Source organism: Granulicella sp. S156 (genome assembly GCF_009766105.1).
Taxonomy (GTDB): Bacteria; Acidobacteriota; Terriglobia; order Terriglobales; family Acidobacteriaceae; genus Granulicella.
In genome coordinates this window covers 70,180-88,021 of the sequence record NZ_LMUH01000008.1, presented here as the reverse complement: position 1 = coordinate 88,021, position 17,842 = coordinate 70,180, and the positions used below count along the sequence as shown (strand labels likewise).

Annotated in this window: 10 protein-coding genes; 4 read left to right on the top strand and 6 right to left on the bottom strand. The window is 54.5% G+C overall.

All coding sequences use genetic code 11. The annotated features are described in order from the left end of the window. Window positions 1–380: 380 nt before the first annotated feature. The gene (locus tag GSQ91_RS07355; RefSeq protein ID WP_158820657.1) at window positions 381–1,976 is read right to left on the bottom strand and encodes a S41 family peptidase; all 1,596 of its coding nucleotides are present in this window, start codon (window positions 1,974–1,976) and stop codon (window positions 381–383) included. A gap of 320 nt (window positions 1,977–2,296) precedes the next feature. Here GSQ91_RS07355 and GSQ91_RS07350 point away from each other — a divergent pair, with 320 nt between their 5' ends. Next, window positions 2,297–4,246 carry a peptidylprolyl isomerase gene (locus GSQ91_RS07350; protein ID WP_158820654.1) on the top strand — a complete coding sequence of 650 codons (1,950 nt, stop codon included), beginning with the start codon at window positions 2,297–2,299 and terminating at the stop codon, window positions 4,244–4,246. A gap of 62 nt (window positions 4,247–4,308) precedes the next feature. After that, the gene (locus tag GSQ91_RS07345) at window positions 4,309–5,367 is read left to right on the top strand and encodes a 3'-5' exoribonuclease YhaM family protein (protein WP_371417092.1); all 1,059 of its coding nucleotides are present in this window, start codon (window positions 4,309–4,311) and stop codon (window positions 5,365–5,367) included. A gap of 69 nt (window positions 5,368–5,436) precedes the next feature. Here the strand turns inward: GSQ91_RS07345 and GSQ91_RS07340 are convergent, their stop codons facing one another. The 4 genes from GSQ91_RS07340 to GSQ91_RS07325 form a co-directional block, all read right to left on the bottom strand. Further along, window positions 5,437–5,673, bottom strand: a complete 237-nt coding sequence (locus tag GSQ91_RS07340; RefSeq protein ID WP_158820652.1) for a hypothetical protein — start codon at window positions 5,671–5,673, stop codon at window positions 5,437–5,439. A 317-nt stretch (window positions 5,674–5,990) separates the two neighbouring features. Next, on the bottom strand, window positions 5,991–7,241 hold the full coding sequence (locus GSQ91_RS07335; protein ID WP_254064403.1) for a DUF5009 domain-containing protein: 1,251 nt from the start codon (window positions 7,239–7,241) through the stop codon (window positions 5,991–5,993). A 129-nt stretch (window positions 7,242–7,370) separates the two neighbouring features. Beyond that, entirely contained in the window at window positions 7,371–10,634 is a 3,264-nt protein-coding gene (locus tag GSQ91_RS07330) for a TonB-dependent receptor (protein WP_158820650.1), read from the bottom strand. Window positions 10,635–11,459: 825 nt separating this feature from the next. After that, window positions 11,460–14,852 carry a carboxypeptidase regulatory-like domain-containing protein gene (locus GSQ91_RS07325; RefSeq protein WP_371417091.1) on the bottom strand — a complete coding sequence of 1,131 codons (3,393 nt, stop codon included), beginning with the start codon at window positions 14,850–14,852 and terminating at the stop codon, window positions 11,460–11,462. A gap of 417 nt (window positions 14,853–15,269) precedes the next feature. Between GSQ91_RS07325 and GSQ91_RS07320 the strand changes: the two genes are divergently transcribed. Continuing rightward, window positions 15,270–16,325, top strand: a complete 1,056-nt coding sequence (locus tag GSQ91_RS07320) for a LacI family DNA-binding transcriptional regulator (RefSeq protein WP_158820646.1) — start codon at window positions 15,270–15,272, stop codon at window positions 16,323–16,325. Window positions 16,326–16,449: 124 nt separating this feature from the next. On the opposite strand, the gene GSQ91_RS07315 is transcribed toward GSQ91_RS07320, so the two are convergent. After that, window positions 16,450–16,617, bottom strand: a complete 168-nt coding sequence (locus GSQ91_RS07315) for a hypothetical protein (RefSeq protein ID WP_158820644.1) — start codon at window positions 16,615–16,617, stop codon at window positions 16,450–16,452. 64 nt (window positions 16,618–16,681) lie between these two features. Here GSQ91_RS07315 and GSQ91_RS25835 point away from each other — a divergent pair. Further along, a partial coding sequence (locus GSQ91_RS25835; protein ID WP_254064402.1) for an alpha-L-rhamnosidase N-terminal domain-containing protein occupies window positions 16,682–17,842 on the top strand: 1,161 nt, incomplete at its 3' end.

Here is a 17,842-nt window from a genome sequence, read left to right as displayed (position 1 = left end):
TCTACAAGGCGAGTCCATCCATGCCGGATTATGAGTAAAGCCCCTGCTGAATTTGCTCGACCACGGAGCAAAGAGGGGAGTGGTACACGGCGACCGTTTTTAAGGCGCCAATACGTCCGACGGTAGGCGAATTGCCGCCGAAAGTGATGTTAAGCGTGTTCTCCATTAGCGCGGTGAAGAGGTCGGATAGCGAATTTCCCGTAATTTCTATCGCCAGAACGAGATGCCAGGAAGCGCTATGTCCTTATTTTTCAATTGATCGCCGTCTTCCCAAGCTGAATGTCGCCGATTCTATCCCGATCTCCCGCTCCATAGATAAAGCTTAGAAACTCAAAGGCCGCGCTCGAAAGCGCGGCCTTTTGCTGTTGATGACGGCAAGGTTATTTGCTGGCTGTTTGAGTCTTCTGTTGAGCCGGCAGGGTGTGGTTTTCTAGTGCCAACGCCTCTGGCATAAAGGTCAGGGCCTTGCTGATCTGTGGATCCCACTCGGCGCGGACGCGCATCCCTTCGGCCTGTCCGAATTGTGTGGTGAACAACTCGGCTTTGATGGTTGCTTTTACCCAGTCGAGATTGTCAGCAATATCCTTATCGGTGTACTCGATCTTTGCCGACGTCAGGAAGTCTTTGAACTGCTGCAACATGGCGTCGTCGACGACCAGGTCTTTCGCGACGGTATGGTTCGAGAGGTAGTGCTTCGTGAAGTTGAAGAACGCGTAGTGTTGCAGAAGAACATCCTGTAGGTGGTCCGACTTCAACTCCGCAATCTTCTCATCGGGAGTGATACCGCCGCCGCCATACACCGTGCGACCGGAGTCCGTAAGCTTGACCTCGGCATTGGTATTGTTTGCTGGTAGCGCGCCCTGGCGTGCGTAGTAATAGTCGTAGAGCGAAACGCCATCATAGTTGCGCTGGATCAGGCGGCCCGACGGCGTGTAGTAGTGGAACGTCGTCAGTGCGAGCCCAGTGTTTTCCGCAATCGGAAATACTGTCTGAACCAGGCCTTTACCGAACGTTGTTTCGCCGACGATCAGCGCACGGTCATGGTCCTGCAGTGCGCCGGAGACGATCTCCGCTGCGGAGGCGGTATTCCGATTCACCAGCACAACGATCGGGTACTTCGCATCCGAACCCTTCGGTGCGCGATAGACCTGGTCGGGGAAGGCGCGTCCGCGCTGTGAGACGACGATGTCGCCCTTCTGCAGGAACTTATCGGAGACGTTGACCGCCTCGTTCAGCAGGCCGCCGGGGTTGCCACGGAGGTCGATCAGAAGCCCATTGATGGGCCCAAACTTGTCGAGCGCCTCTTGTACCTCGTGCGAGGTCGTCTCCATGAAGTTGGTGACGTGGATGTAGCCGATACCCGGCTTGATCTGGAACGCAATGTCTACCGAGTAGCGTGGAATCTCGTCGCGGATCAGGTCAAAAACCAGCGGCTTCGATGAGCCCTCGCGCCCCATCGTTACGGAGACATGTGTCCCGCGTGGGCCCTTCAACATGGAGGCGACGGCTGCCGAATCCATATGCTCGGTTGTCTTGCCATCAACGGCGAGGATCACATCGCCGGGACGGATACCAGCCTTATAGGACGGTGTTCCTTCAAACGGGGCCAGTACGACGATCTTGTCGCCCTGGGGTTGAATCTGCATTCCCACGCCGTAGTATTTGCCGTGCTGGTCCTCGCGCATCTGGGCGAAGTCCTTGGGGTCGTGGAAGGTAGAGTGCGGGTCGAGCACGCGCAGCATGCCCGGGATAGCGCCGTCGTAGATCGCTTTGTCGATCTTGTCATTGTCCAGCTTGTCGGCATAGTTCTGCTCTACGACTGCATAGACATTTGTGAACGACTTCATGGAGTCGCGCAGGTTCGACTCGTCCGTCGCCGACTGGGCGGAGACCCCGCCGAAGACCGAGCCCGCGACGCCACATGCCGCGAGAAAAATGGTTGCCGAAAAAAGTGCGCGCCGTGTGCGATTGACCATAGGGACCGAAGAGACCTCAATACGGAAGGGCCGGCAGCGGAAAGTCGTACAAAAGGCGCGCCGTTGCAGCCCTTAAGGGTTGGACGGAGTATAGCATCCGGGGGTTAGCTTTGACGCCGCAACCTGTTCTGCAGCCGGGTGGTTCGACTGGTCCCCCGCAATCGCCGTTCCTCCGGTTAGAATGAGAGTGCCAGATGACCTCTGTCTCGCCCTGCGGTCCAAACCTATTGGAAGCTTGCCGATAACGGCGGGTGGATCGCATTTGGGGCAGAAGGGACAGACCAATCGCTGACCTCATGGGCAGGGCCGTAAAGGAACGGATGATCGAGAAGCACATACGCAAGAACGCCATGAGCCGGCTGGTTGCCGGCGCTCAGTTTGCCGGCATCCTGTTCGCCGCTGTTGCCGGTGCAGGTTCCACCGCCCTTCACGCGCAGGCCAAGCCGCAACAGCAGTACCCAATGCCGAGTGGTGGATTTGGCACGGGTATCCCGTTGCAGCTCCCGCCACTGCCGGTGTCTACGCCGGTTACGGTCAATGGCACGGTCATTGAGGACGTAATCGCTCGCGTGAATGACCAGATCATCACGCGTACCGAGTACCTTCGCTCCGAACAGCAGCTTCTGCAGGAAGCTCAGCAACGGAACATGTCGCCATCCGAGTTTGACGAAAGCCGGAAGAATCTCCTGCGCGACATGATCGACCAGCAGCTCCTGCTCTCCAAGGGCAAGGAATTGGGCATTACGGGCGACGCTGAAACTATGCGAGAGCTCGATGACATCCGCAAGAAGAACCACCTGGATTCGATCGAGGACCTGGAAAAGGCCGCCGCGCAGCAAGGTGTGTCGTTCGAGGACTTCAAGCAGGGGATTCGCAACCAGGCAATTACGCAACAGGTTGTACAGGAAGAAGTTTCCCGCCATATCAACATGACGCATGCGCAGGATGAAGCTTATTACGCCGCGCACAGCAAAGATTTTGAGATCCCTGAGCAGGTTCACCTCAGCGAGATTCTCGTACCGACGCCAGATAATGCTACCGATGCCCAGGTGACTGAGGCGCAGGCCAAGGCTGATGATCTCGAGGTTAAGCTGAAGGCCGGAACCAATTTCGCCGATCTGGCCAAAAGTTCTTCCGGTGGTTCCACGGCCCAGGCTGGCGGCAATCTCGGCGACTATAAGCGTGGAGCGCTGGGGTCTGACGTGCTGGAGAATGCAACATTCCCGTTGCCTGAAGGCGGCTTCACGGCACCCATACGCACGAGGCAGGGCTTTGTGATCCTGCGTGTGGATAAACATCAGGCCGCAGGAGTTCCTCCGCTGGCCGATATCGAGCCGCAAGTGCAGAATGCGATCTATCTCGATGAACTCCAGCCCGCTCTACGCGCCTATCTAACCAAGGCACGCGAAAACGCGTATTACGAGGTCAGACCAGGCTTCGTCGACACCGGTTCGGCACGTGCAAGTTCCAGACCCGGCGACATTGGCTACACCGCCTATGCTCCGCCGCCGCCGAAGAAGAAGACCGTCAAGCACCAGCGGGCAGAGCAGCAGAAGGCTGCCGCAGCACAGGCACAACTGGCTGCTGCTCGGGCAAAGGTGACGCAGAAGAACGCCGAGAGAGCCGCAGCCCAGGCAGCGAAGAGCGGTGGTACAAGGAACACTTCGAAGGCTGTGAAGCCGCCTAAGGTGCGTCGCGAAAAGATTCGCTACGGCCAGGCCCCACGCAACTCGCTTCCAACGTCGCCACTAGAGACAGCTGCAACGGAGAGTGCTCCTTTGGAGGGCCAGGCGGCTGGCGTTGCAATGGCAGCGACTGATTCAACCTCGACGATTTCGACAGGTACGGGTGCCGATGAGAATCCTGACCCGTTGGCTGCTCAGACAGCGCCGACGCACAAGACGCGCTTCTCCAGCCGCCAGAAGGAAGAGGATGAACAGCGCGCCAAGACTAAACTTGTCAAGGCAGACCAGAAAGCCTCGGCCCGCCCGGTTAAGGCGGATGTCCAGACCTCGGCCTCGGAGCAACATCAGGCGGCGCCGCTTGGGCTGAACGGTGACACGGTCAAGAAGGTGAAGAAGAAGCGCAAGAAGGGTGATCCCAAGGAGCGTTTGCAGGAAAAGCCCAAACCGGTAGACACAACGCAGCCTGTTGCGCCAACCGTCAATCCTGCGTTAGGTGGAAGTCCGGCATTACTGCCTCCGGCGCAGCCTGCAACGACTCCCGCGGCGCCTTCGGACACAACGACCGCTCCTGCAACACCGCACTGATAGAAAGTGAAAAGTGACGAGTGGTAAGTGACAAGTCAGTAGATGAATGAATCGCTTACCACTTGTCACTGCCCCTGTTCATGAAAGATTTCTTCATCGCCGACGCTGCGCGTTTCGACAACCAGAGCATCACCAGCTTCTTCTGTATCGCCACAATTGGTGTTCGTGATCGCAAGGGTGGAGGCGGGCAGTACCTTGCATTGACGCTCGCCGACAAGACCGGCCAGTTCGAAGCACGCATGTGGGACGACTTCGCAGAAGCCGTGCAGCAATGCGCGGAAGGCAGCTACGTCAAAGCACAGGGGCAGGTATCGAAGTATCAGGGCAAGTTTCAGATCACGCTCACCAAGATGCGGTTGGCTGCAGACAGCGAGATAGATACAGCCGACTTCGTTCCGACAACAAAATTCGATGTTGCCGAGATGAACACCGAACTTCGCGGCTACGTTGATGCTTTTTCGAATCATCATCTGCGCGCGTTGGTGCTCGCGTTCCTCGACGATCCACTGATTGGACCGGCATTCGTCACAGCTCCGGCCGCCAAGCGGCTGCACCATGCGTGGATCGGCGGACTGCTGGAGCATGTGTTGATGCTCGTGCGGGTTTGCCGGGCTACCTTGCCGTTCTACCCCGAAGTAGATCCCGACCTGCTGGTTGCTGGTGCGATCCTGCACGACATCGGTAAGGTGCGCGAACTGTCATGGCGATCGAACTTCAATTACACCCTCGAAGGTCAGTTGATCGGCCACATCTCGATCGCGCAGGGAATGCTGCACGAGAAGATTGCCGGCCTCAATGCTCAGGCTATAGCTGCCGCTGAGAGTTCAGAGACTGCTCCGGACTTATTTCCAGACCGGCTGCGGATGCTGTTGGAACATATGATTCTGTCACATCATGGCAAGCTTGAGTTCGGTTCGCCGAAGCTGCCAATGACCCCCGAAGCCATGTTGCTTAGCGCACTCGATGATCTGGAAGCGAAGTTCCAAACGCTGCGTACGGAGTTTGCGGCATCGAAGGCGGCAGGGAAGTCAGCCGAGGACACTACGGAATGGGTGCGGTCGATGGACCGCGCTCTCTTCAACTCGCAAGAGTATCTTGCCGCTGAGGTTGAGGAATCCTAACGGGAAGCGCAGACGGAGTTTTGAAAAGCCCCGCCTGCCTCTCCGGAGTTTTTTGCCCAGAATAACTTGTTAGGCCTCATTCAGCGGGTGGTGGCCGTGGTGTTTCACGTATTGGGTAAGAGACTCGAATTTGGTCTCCTGGAGCAACTCGCCAAGGGTGCGCTCCCCGTCCCAATCAGGGGCGAAGTGATGACCGTAGTGTTCGCGAAGGTGCTTGATTTTGGTCGTGGGATGCTTGTGGTCGATCCGTCCGTCCTTGTCGCGTGCGCGACCGTCAAGACCAGGATGTTTGGGGGCTTCACTCATACCAACTCCTTCCGGGCACAACCATGGCCCGAAGTTTAGAACCGTGCGACCGTTCCAGGAAACGGCCACGCCGTCCTTCCCTGGGTTGTAGGCGTGGCACCAAGCCGCGTCCAGTCTTGTGCAGCGCTGGCAATTCTACTCCAGGAGCCTGTTCGTTGATGTAAAAGGAAGAACTGTATTTCGGTTCTATTGAATCGAACGGCTTTCATCCAGGAAACACCAGAGAAGCTCCGTGTGGTCAGAGCAACTTGCAGCGATTCGTTTTATCTCTTTCTATACCGGAAGATTCCATTGCCGTGACGAGGAGAGAGGCGAGCTCAAAGTTGCAGTCTCAGTCTGCATCTTGTCAGAAGCGCGGAGATGGACAGGATCAGAGCCGTAAAGATGATGCATCTGATAACACCGGATAAGCCTTCGTTCGCATGTGTTGTGAAATATGTGAGTCCTACTGCGGCAGTGACGAAGTAATAGAAATCCGGTAACAAATAAGTGAGGAGTGTGTTCTCTCCGGCAGGGCGCGTGAACGCTGTCCACCGATTCCACTTTTTCACATCACAGATCCAATAAAGCAGCGTGAAGCACAAGACGCTGCTACCGATGCTGTAGAGGCACCAGGTAGGAGTGGCGCGAATCTTTGAGATGCCTAGTGGAGTGAGCAGCCATCCCCACAGAAGCGAGAGCAAGGCGAAGGCTATAGCGCCTATTGTTTTGTGCCGAAGGGTTGGCCAGCGATGGCTGAGCTTGCCGAGAAAAAGGCTGGATAACAGCACTCCTGCCATGGAGATCGAGGCCATGGCTCCGTTGCCGAGGGGCCATAGATAGAGTGGCGTCGTTCGCGGAAACGATATCCATTTTGCGGTGCTGAAGGCGCAGAGTGCCGTTAGAACTACAAGCCACACCAGGGGTGCCCATTGCCACCGGCGCGTTGCGAGATAGAGGATCGAGACAGAGAGATAGGTATAGCCAATGAGGCCGAGGATCTCTGGGTAGGAGATGTTGAGCCAGGCGATATGGCCTTGATGGGTCGTCCTCCTGAACAGAAGAAGCATCGTCAACATCAACGCAAGGCCAGCGAAACGCAGCACGTTGAAGAGAACGCGATAACGTTCGGAGCGTCCATAGACGTTCCACAAAAGTACCGCTCCGAACAGAGAAAGAATTGCCCATAGATTCGTACTTATTCCGAACAAGTTGCGATTGCCTTGTTCGGCGTTGGCGAGAATCAGTCCGAGAATGATGAGAGCTACAGTACGAAGCAGCACATGCCGGAATGTGCTCGACATGGAGCTGTTTTTCTGGAGCCGCCGTTCCAGGGCTATCGGAATCGTCATGCCAACGATGAAAAGAAAGGCAGGGAAGACCATGTCGACGTAAGTCATGGCATCCATCTTTGCGGGAGCGTGATAGTTCCACCAGGGAAGACCGGTGACTCCCGCCAGTTCGTTGACGAAGATCATCAGGGTCATGGTTAGTCCACGAAAGACGTCGATCGATACAACTCTGGGAGCGTGGATGGCTGTTTCTGTAGCGATGGCGGAGGACTTCATAGGCTCAATCATGGTGCTCATAGATCTTCTCTGCGATGGTGGACTAGTAGCTGCAGGCAGTACGTTGGCTGTCGAATAAAGTGTAATCAAGATAAAAGAGACGGCGAAAGATATCTTTCGCCGTCTCTTTGTTGGAGTATTCCGTTTGAGTTAGAAGACGAACTTCAACGCTAGTTGGATATTGCGCGGTTCGTTGACGGTGTTGGAGATCTGGCCGAAACCGCTCCCGGATGAGGCGCTATTGCTTGGCGGAGCCAGGCTGACCAGGTTGAAGGCATTCAGGAAGTCGCCGCGGAACTCAAGGTGGGTGCCGTGTACGACCGCGAAGTCCTTTGAGAGGGCGAGGTCGACCTGCTGGTAGCCGGGATCGCGTTCCGAACCGACAGAAGCAGTGCCGAAGCTCGTTGCGCTTTGCTCGCTGTAAGCACATACACCATTATCTGTACCGGAGGGGCAAGGAAGGACCGAAGGATCGGTTCCGAACCACTGCGTTTCTGAACGGCCTACAATCTTCAACGTACGAAGATGGTTGCCGCGTGCCGCGTTGGCGTTGACAGTATTCGAGTAGTAGGCGTTGGACGAGACCGTAATGGGGAAGCCGGTGTGGAAGCTCATGATGCTGCTGACTTTCCATCCTCCGACAACCTCATCCTCGATGAAGTTCATGCCGCTACCGAACTGCCGCCCCCGGCCGAAGGGAAGCTCGTAGATGCCGGAGATCGAGATGTTGTGCTTGGAGTCGAAATAAGTAGGACCGTAATCCGCTCCGCCATTGTAGGCATCCTGCCAGTAGGCGCTTTGTGAGTCACCTGCACCACCGCTTGCGCCATAATAGCCAAGGTTATTGCTGAGGCCCTTGCTGTAAGTCCAGTTAGCCAGGAACTCGAGTCCATGAGAAGCACGTCTGCGCGCGGTAACCTGCAGCGAGTTGTAGTTCATCATTGCTTCGGATTCCGTGTAGCTGATGCTGGTGATTTGGCTCAACGCTGGATTTACCTTGGAGAGTGTAGCGATTGGAAGAGCGCAGGTGAGACAAGCGGCCTGGTTTGCCTGACGTGGGTCGACCAGATGGTTGCCATTCTGACCGAGGTAGGCAACGGTTAGAGAGGTCACGTTGTCGAGCTGGTACTCCGTTGTGAGGTTGTACTGCTGAATAAGCGCCGGCTTAAGGTTTGGTTGCCAAGCGCGCACGTTACCCGCATAGGTGTTTGGATCGGAAGGACGATAGAAGCCATTGGTGATACTGAGGAAGGGGGCTCCATTGGCGCAGGGCTGAATGTTTGTGCAGGATGCGTCGACGAAGAATGGGGGATTGAGGGTAAGCCGAAGATTTGCGCCGGTGCCTTCGAGGAAGTTCGTCATGCCATATCCGCCGCGGAGCACGAACTTGTCATGGAAGAATTCGGGTGACCAGGAGAAGCCGAGTCTGGGCATGAATCCGGCGTAGAAGGCGTTGTAGAGCGCGCGAGGCGCACCGTTTACACCGGCATTGGTAATCGCGGCTGTTGTGATGTTGATGTTTGCCTGTTTATTGTTGACTTCGGTGTAGGGCTGGTCATACTCCCAACGAAGGCCGAAGTTCAGTGTCAGATTCGAGGTGAATTTGTAATCATCCTGCACAAAGAAGGCATCTCGCCACTGCCGTTGGCCCCAACGACCTGTGAGCGCGCCCTGGCCCTCCGAGGTGACTTGGTCTGCCAAAAACTGGGTCAAGCTGCCATTGAAGCCAAACCAGCCAAGGGTACCGTCATTGCCGGAGTAGTAACGGTTCTCCTGGTAGCGTAGCGCCTGGCCGCCGAACTTCAGTGTCTGTTTGCCAAGCTGCCAGGTGAGGTTGTCGCCGTAAGTGAAGGCATTCACGATGCTGTCGCTGTCGATACCGCCATAGCTACCGTTGCCGTCCTGTCCTTGTGGAGCACCGATGTCATCAACCAGTCCGGAGTTGGCGCCATTGCCGATAACAAGGGTGCTGAAGCCCGGGACTAATTGTGTGCCAGGAATGCCAAGTTTCGCGTTGCCGGTGAGGCCCCACTGACCGGAAACATCGGTTGGGGTCTGAATGTAGCGGGTGCGGCCGATTCCGGCTCGCGCATCATTGACAATGCTGGGCGAGAAAACATGTGTCCAGTTCAGGATGAAACCAGTGTAAGGGTCATTATTATTCGTTGGAATATCCGTAGGCAGTGCAACCTTGGAATAACCGTCATGCTCGCGGCCAATTGAAACTCGGCCGGAGATGGTGTCGTTGTTCCTGAACTTCCAATCGATCTTCGCATCGCCTTGATCATTCACCGTAGCCTGACTTGAGGATCCGACGTAGTTGGCGGTGACTGTTCCATTGCTTCCTGCAGCATTGGGATCGGGATAAAGTTCCGGGTGGGCGAAGAGATAGATAGCAGCTGGATTTGTTATTCCCGCTCCGGTTCGAAGAGCGGCGGGGACGACTGCGCGCAATTCCACTGTTGAAAAATGTTGGCGTGCTCCTTGGTAGTCGACAAAAAAGAAGAGCTTATCGTGTAGGATCGGGCCGCCGAATGTACCACCAAACATAGCGCGATTGAACGGGGCACGTGGGGCGTTTCCATGTTTGGCAGCCCAGGTGTTGGCATTGAGGTTTTGATTTTCCCCAAAGAAGAATGCGTTGCCATGGAACTGGTTGGTGCCGCTCTTTGTGACCATCACGACCTGGCCGCCGTTGGCATTGCCGTACTCCGCGGTCGAGTTACCAGTGATGATGCGAACTTCGCCGAGCGCATCGACATTCGGGCTGTAGCCGATATAGTTATCGATTGCTTCGTTGATGTCGGCGCCGTCGAGAGTGTAGTTGTTGCTCTGTTCGCGGTTGCCGTTGACATCGAATCCGCCATTATAGGCGCCGCGACCCACGTTATCCAGGGCTTGGGGATTGGGCGAGATTGCGCCGGCAACTAGCAGCGTGAGTGAAGAGAAGTTGCGGGATTGAACCGGAAGCTCGGTGGCCGCCTCTGCTGTGATGGTATCGCCGGTTGTTGCATTTTCCGTATTCAAGATCGGTGCCGTATCGGTAACAATGACGGTGCTGGTCGTGGCATTGATCTTAAGCCCTATATTGACCCTTGCTTCCTGATCGACCTCAAGAGTGAAGACGCTGGTCGTCTGGCTCGCAAAGCTGGGTGATTCGACGGTGATCTTGTATTGTCCAATCTGCAGGAAGTGCACCGCGTAAATACCGCTGGGATTGCTTGTAGTGGGCGTGGTTACCCCCGTCAATACATTAGTTACAGTTACCTTGGCCCCTGGGACAACCGCTCCGGAAGGATCTGTTACTGTTCCCGTGATGGATCCAGTGATTGTCTGAGCAAAAGATGGAATGCAGGCGGCCAAGGCCAGCACTAATGCCAAAATACAGATTCCTGGATTTCGTAGCATGCGCATATGAATCCTCCATAAGTAAGTCTTGTTGTGGCAGCAATATGTAGGTATCGGTGTTGAGTTTGTGGTGCTTTCTAAAGCCGTGTGCCGCTGAATAGCTATGTGATCTGCGAATGCATGCAGCATGAAGGTCTAGCTCTTCATACCTCATCTCTACAAGGGCGGTTCAATGAATCGGTAAAGGGCAGAAGATCGCATTCAAAAAACCACCTCAAGTGGCTGAATGGAACTCCCTCGCTGCTCCTTTTGGTGCGAATGCCAAATCAACCGCAGCGAAACTTTCCAACACCCGCATTAGTGGGGTGAAATCAATAAAGCTGATGTTTCTGTTTGTCGAATCATATAGACATCTAGACCGAAAGCGCAAGAAGAAAAACGTTCGTCTGACGCCTAAATCTGGGAAAAGGTTATCCCGCGAAATAGAACCATGGGGAGCGAAATATCCAATACTCGAATCGATTGAAAGCATAAGGCAGGCTATGCTTGGGGTAAAGATAAACGCAGAAACGGATGTGAACTTATACTCCGTAACGTGCCTTTCGTATCGTTTCGCAACTTCTGGAATGCGGAGAGGTTGAGAAGCGGATGGATCGCTTCCGGCCGCCCAAAATGCTGGATTCGTCGCAGTATAGTTGGCTCAGCCGGAGGGTCTAATTGCCCAATAGAAATGGGAGCATTACCTGTGAGTCGCCCCGACACAACAATCCCACTTGAGCTGGGACGCAGCGCAAGTGGGATATGAGGTCTATTGAGCGTTTTAGTAGAACCTGTAGTGGCAAAGTCCAAGGCCCAAGTGCAACTGGCTTGTTCGCGCCTGGGCCGAGAGCTCTAAAACTCGTATCGCAGGCTAAACTGCAGTTCGCGATCCGATGCGTATGTAGTTCCTTTTGAGGTCACCTCCCCGAAGGTGGCGCTAGTGGGGTTACTGTCCGGCGCATCCCAGTTCGGATGGTTTGTCAGGTTGAATGCCTCCGCCTTGAAGGTCACTACATGATTGTCGTGGTTAGGAATGATATGAATCTTTTTCACGAGCGCCGCGTTCCAGCTCTGGAAGCCTGGGCCATAAACCAGGTTGCGAGTACCGCGGGGCGCCAAAGTGCCGGGTGCCGGTTGAACAAATGCGGTCGGATCGAACCAGTGACCCGTACTTCCGTTTCCGCTGAATCGCTTCTGTAGTAGCGGCGTATGCGTTACATCCCATAGCTGCGTTCCTGCTCCTGCGCCGACTCCGGCAAAATCGTCTCCAGTGCCGATCTGCACTGGTATACCGGTCTGCGCTTGAGTGACTCCTGAAACCTGCCAGTTTCCGAGCGTGCTGCGAACTAGCCTGTTCGTCGAGTTCGTTGCATATGGAATATCCCAAACATAATTCACGACAAGTATGTTGCGGATGTCGAAATCACTTGGACCATAGTTGGGGGCAGGGTTGTAGTAATTCGGCAGCTCGTAGCCTGCGCTCGATCCGAAGTCCATACTCTTCGACCAGGTATACGCAACACCGAAGAGCACATTCTTTGTCATGCGGCGTTTAAGGTTGAGTTGCAAGGAATGGTAGATGGAGCTCCCTGCATTCGTGTCCTGCAGAATTGTCGAAAATCCCTGATAGGGGCGCAGGGCATCTTGCGCAATAACGGTTGGATTGGCTTGTATTGTGCCGGGTTGCAGCTGATTGATGTTTTCCAACTGCGAGAGATGAATGCCTCGACGACCTACATACGCGAGAGTTAGAGTTGCGAACTTCGGGAAATCCTGTTCCACGGTGGCATTCCAGCTCCAGGCTTCAGGATTCGGGAAGTTGTACGCCTGTGAGGAAAGCGCAAGCGGCAGCGAATTCGTCCCGACGCCACCCGGATTATCGACTGATCCGGCCGTGACCGTTTCACTGCTCTGGAAGGGGGCGTTGCCACCGACCTGCACCTGGTCGCTGATTCCGATGCGCTGGACAAAACGTCCACCGCCGGCGCGCAAGACTGTTGTCGGACTGACCTGGTAGGTTATGCCGAAGCGTGGCTGAATGTCCGACCAAACGGTCTTGGAGTAGCCAGGATCATAACCGCGAAAGAGGTCCTGGAACTGTCCATTCAGAATGCTTGCGGGAAGATGGCCCTGAGCTGAACTGGGAAAACCACTACCTGGGATAACGATGCCATCATACGGATCGCCACCAGTTGTAAATCCAGTAATGGGATTGACCGTTGGCGCTGTCCCAGAATTGTAGGATTTCGGATCAAAGAAGGACTGATTTCTCCAAAGTGCGTAGTAGGGCTGCATTACGCTGTAGCGAAGACCGAACTCCATTACCATCTTCGGCGTAGCTCGCCACTGATCCTGCGCAAAGCCCTCATACATGTGCCCACGGAATAAAGTGTAGGTTTTCTGGCCAATTTCACCATAGGTATCGAAGAGACCAAGCGCGGCATTTGCAACCGCGGCGTTCGAGGTAGGATGCCCCGTCCGAGTGTCGGTAAAGATGAACTGACCATTTTGATTGTTCGTTGCGCCAGGCGTGGTACTACTTACGCTAATCTGGTCGTTGTTGTTTTCTCCGGAGTACTGCCATATCCCACCGAACACCAGAGTGTGTCTTCCTACGACTTTGGTTAGGTTATCTGCGAAAGTAAAGATAGGTCCGCCTGAGTGCGATGGATACGGACCTCCATTTACGGTCGTGAAATTGGCGATTTCAACCGTCGGTATCTTCTCCGGAGTTTCTTTTTGTGCGGCGGGGAACAAGTACGGATAATTAATTCCGTAAAGAGTGCGGTTATACAGTCCACTCGATAGATCGTTGGTGATCGTTACATGGTCGGCCGAGGCTGAAAAGGTTGCATCATTCACGGTTGTTGGATTGATAGTCCATGTGTAGTGGACGATGCCAGCCTGATTGGGCCAGTTCCACACCTGGGGCAACTGGGTGAAGTCGCTGGAAAATGGACTTACTTGATTGTAGTTATAGTTCAGCACACTAAAACGAATGTGGTGCGCTTCGAAAGGGATATAGTCCAGAACGAGAGTATCTTTCCTTTGATTCTGGGGATAAGGCTCGGAGGTCTCCCAGTTGAAGCCGGGATTACCTGTTTCATTCGGTAGTGGATAGGAATTCAGCAACCCAATACCGTTAGGGCTAAGGCCGCTCGTGATCACGTTGTTCGGATAATTCTGCCCCGTTGATGGATTCACCAGCTGGACGGGTTTCTGATAGAAGATATTCGGTCCGAGCAACTCGCTGAAGTTTCCCTGACGCATCAAAGCAGTAGGGACAATGCCAGTTTGGGTTGAGTTCTGCCGGTAGCGAAGAAACTCCTGGCCAGCCTCAAAGAAGAGCTTCTGCTTGTTCTGATTGAAGATATGGGGGATGTAGGCTGGTCCGCCCAGGTTCCAGCCGAACTGGTTGAATCGAAAGGGCGGTGGATGATTACTTATGGAAGCCTGATCCGACTGGTTCCTGGTCCATGTGTTGGCATTGAAGAACGAATTGCGGAGGTACTCATAGGCGGTCCCATGAAAATTGCTGGTGCCGCTCTTAGGGACCTGGATGATCACACCGCCCGATGTCCCTCCATACTGTGCAGGATAAGCGGTGGTAAGGATCTGAACCTGGGAAATCGAATCGACGTCGCCCACTCCAATCGTTGTGCCATTTGAGCGCGTGCGGATCATCGGGGCGCCATCCAATGTGAGCATGCTCTCATTGCTGCGCGCGCCATTGATCGTAGGACCGGAGAAGTCCGGCGAGAAGTTGAACGAGGATAAGGGCGCATTGCGGGCGACACCCGGTTCGAGCTGGGAGAGATAGATAGGGTTGCGACCGTTCAGCTGGATTGATTTCACCTGCTCGCTGGTTACCAGCTGCCCCACCGCAGCAGATTCTGTCTGCAGTGTATTAGCGTCCGCCTCCACCTCTACGGTTGTACTCGATTCGCCTACTATCAGTGCGGCATCATAACGACTGCCGATATTTGGGTCGAGGTGCGTGCCCTTCTGTACCACGGTCCCAAACCCCTTTGCTTCCACCTTCACCGTGTAATTGCCAGGCGGCAGATTCGTGATGGTGTAAGAGCCGGAGCCGTTGGTTTGCACTGCGCGATCCTGCCCGTTGGACTCGTTATGAGCCGTTACTCGAGCATTCGGCACAACGGCTCCGCTGGGATCCGTCACGGTACCTGAGAGTGACGACGAGTCTGACTGAGCCGTGGCTACCAATGGCAGACACAGCAGCATGGACAGAAGTGCAAGTTGAGCTATGCAGACACTCCGTCGAAGGAAGCAGGTGAGAGAGGAGAATTTCAGAATTCTGGTCATCCGAAACAGGTTTAGGGACAGGATCGATTTTCTCTTCGCTTGGTCTTGCATACTTCCTCCACACAGATACGCTCGCCCGGATTGATGTTTGGGCGTGCAGCGTGTCATTGAGCCAACATGATTGGAAACGTTTCCAATTCGCGTAGATAGTAAGAAAGTGAATAGTGAACTGTCAATACGGCAAGAGTGGATTTCATCGAAAAAACTTTGCGTGTGCGACGGTAAAGCTACTATCTAGGTCAATAGGCCTAGATAGTAGTGAAGCGGCAAAGAAGTTGGTTTATAAAAATATTTGATTCGGAGTAGACTTTCACAAATGGAAATGAGCCAGCCCCAATGAGAAAGGGCAGTTCGCATCCGACGCTTTTAGAAGTGGCTCGCTTGGCCGGTGTTGGTGTCGGTACGGCATCGCGTGCTGTCAATGGTGGCACCAACGTCAGTGCAAGTACGATGCGGAAGGTCAAGTCCGCCATTCAGCAACTCGGTTACATGCCGAATCACGCGGCACGTGTCCTCAAAGGAGGACGCGCCAAAACCGTAGGACTGCTGGTTCCAAGCATCTCTGACTACTTCTTCGCGAGCTGCGCAGAAGCGGCAGGTAGAATAGCCAAAGCCCACGACTCCCTGTTGATCGTTGCTGTCACCATGAATCTGAGCGGTGCTGAAATAAGCAGCCTAGATGTGTTGATGAGGCATAGACCAGATGGGTTGCTCATTGTTCCCTCCGATCCGGATAATAAGGAGCTTGCGAGATGTGTCAGGAACAGCGCTGTCCCGGTTGTGACTTTTGATCGGCCGCTGTTTGGCAGCGGCTGTTCGAGCGTCATCACTGATAATTTCGAGGCCGCACGCAATGCCACACTCCACCTGATTGAGCATGGTTATAAGCGCATTCTCTGTTTCAGCAGCGAACCAGACCTATATACGATTCGTGAGCGGCTGCGTGGCTATTGTCAGGCGATGGAAGAGGCAGGGCTTCCGTCCCTGATAGACACAAGCCTGGATGATACGACCTTGGTGTCTCGCTTGCTTGCTGGGCACTTGAAGGGCCGCCGGCCACCCGATGCCGTATTCACCTTGAAGAACAGCTCGACCTCTGCAGTTGTTCAGGCCTTACATCAACTTAGGGTTTCGATCCCTTCACGTCTTGCTCTGCTTGGTTTCGATGATTTTGAACTGGCAGCGACATTGCACCCGTCCATCAGCGTAGTTCAACAGCCCATCGAAGATTTAGGTCGAAAAGCCGCTGAGCTTCTCTTCGAACAGCTCGAAAGCCATCACGGTATTAAGGGTTTTAGGAAGATGAAGAGGGAACCTGTAGTGCTTGCCAATCGATTGGTTCTTCGACGCTCCTGCGGCTGCAAAGAAGAGCTTGCGCGTAAAGATTTATGAGACTTGGTGGGTTTTCCTACCTGCCGGTTAGCGACAGCGGCACCTTTCCGCCCTCAGCTCCATCCATCACCACGGAACTGGCGGGATGTAAGGAGCGATCACCGTGAGAATGTTCTATGGCGCTTTATATCTCCTTCTGGCCGATGCGGTTATAGACTTCTGGTTCTTCGGTGAAGGGAATTGAAATCTCAATAAGGCCGGGGGAGCCATTCATCAAGGTGCCGCGTAAACTTGCGAAGAACGGCATGTTCTTTTCGCGTTTTCTCCATTGGAATCTATAGCGTGCTGTCATAATTGGCATATCGTTGTTTCGATAGGTAATATCTTTCAATTGGAACCCGGAGAGTTCAACCCAAATGCTAAAGCTCGTTCTATCCCTTTTCATCTTGGTAACGTGTGTCAAAGCCGATCCGATTCACCTTCGAACCAACGCACTCGAAAACCCGCTTGGCATCGATACGCCAAACCCCACGTTCTCCTGGCAGAGTGATGCGAAGACAACGAACTGGACGCAGTCCGCGTATGAAATCCTCGTTAGTACAGATGTAAAGAATCTTCGCCCGGGCAAAACAGACGCCTGGGACTCGGGACGTATCAAATCTTCGGAATCAGTCAATATTGCCTATGCTGGCGCTGCGATCAGGCCGCAGCAGCATTATGTGTGGGCGGTTCGCACCTGGGATAACAAGGGCAAGGAGAGCACGTCCGCACCGGCATGGTTTGAGTCCGGCCTTATAAGTGCTGCTGACTGGAAGGCGCAATGGATCACGCGTAAAGACCTTGCCTCTGAACAGGAGCTTGCCGGGCTCCGTTGGATCTGGCTGGCGAATTCAGATCCAATGCATGTACTCTCTGCTACACCGGCGCACTTTCTCTATCACCTGCATCTCACGGACAAGCCGATCGCCGCGAGCCTGCATATCCTCGCACGCGGACAGTTCATTGCTCACGTCAATGGTCATGTCTCGGGTCATCACGATGAGTGGGGCGCATTTGACCGTGAAGAGATCGCCTTCCTGCTCCACCCTGGCGATAACGAGATTGAGGTCGACGTCATCTCGCATCAAGCGGGCGCGCCACCCAAAACGGCCCCAGCGGCCTTTGCCGCTTCCATTCATGTCACGCATGAAGACGGCAAAGAGGAACGTATCGTAACCAACGACCAATGGCAGGCGCGCTCGACCGCTGATAGCGCCTGGCAAAGCGTACAAACAGTAGGTACGCTGTCCCAGTCCTTTGGCCTTGGTACAGATCGGCAGCGCGCTATTCCGGGACCGGACCGTATTGCAACGGATGCTTCACTTCTCCGTAAGAACTTTAGTGTTGACTCTTCCATTCGCACAGCTCGCCTCAGTATTACCGCACTGGGGGCTTACCAGGCATTCATCAACGGAAAATCCGTAGCGCCCAATACTCTGCTCGCGCCGGGCTGGACAGACTTTCATAAACGCGTGCTCTACCAGACCTACGACGTGACGTCGCTGCTTAACCATGGTGCAAACGCAATTGGCGTTGTC

What these genes read in the sequence shown, in the direction of transcription:
- GSQ91_RS07335 (WP_254064403.1), bottom strand. Translation starts at nt 7,241, where the DNA reads ATGAGCACCATGATTGAGCCTATGAAGTCCTCCGCCATCGCTACAGAA.
- GSQ91_RS07315 (WP_158820644.1), bottom strand. Translation starts at nt 16,617, where the DNA reads ATGACAGCACGCTATAGATTCCAATGGAGAAAACGCGAAAAGAACATG.
- GSQ91_RS07320 (WP_158820646.1), top strand. Translation starts at nt 15,270, where the DNA reads ATGAGAAAGGGCAGTTCGCATCCGACGCTTTTAGAAGTGGCTCGCTTG.
- GSQ91_RS07330 (WP_158820650.1), bottom strand. Translation starts at nt 10,634, where the DNA reads ATGCGCATGCTACGAAATCCAGGAATCTGTATTTTGGCATTAGTGCTG.
- GSQ91_RS07340 (WP_158820652.1), bottom strand. Translation starts at nt 5,673, where the DNA reads ATGAGTGAAGCCCCCAAACATCCTGGTCTTGACGGTCGCGCACGCGAC.
- GSQ91_RS07325 (WP_371417091.1), bottom strand. Translation starts at nt 14,852, where the DNA reads ATGCTGCTGTGTCTGCCATTGGTAGCCACGGCTCAGTCAGACTCGTCG.
- GSQ91_RS07350 (WP_158820654.1), top strand. Translation starts at nt 2,297, where the DNA reads ATGATCGAGAAGCACATACGCAAGAACGCCATGAGCCGGCTGGTTGCC.
- GSQ91_RS07355 (WP_158820657.1), bottom strand. Translation starts at nt 1,976, where the DNA reads ATGGTCAATCGCACACGGCGCGCACTTTTTTCGGCAACCATTTTTCTC.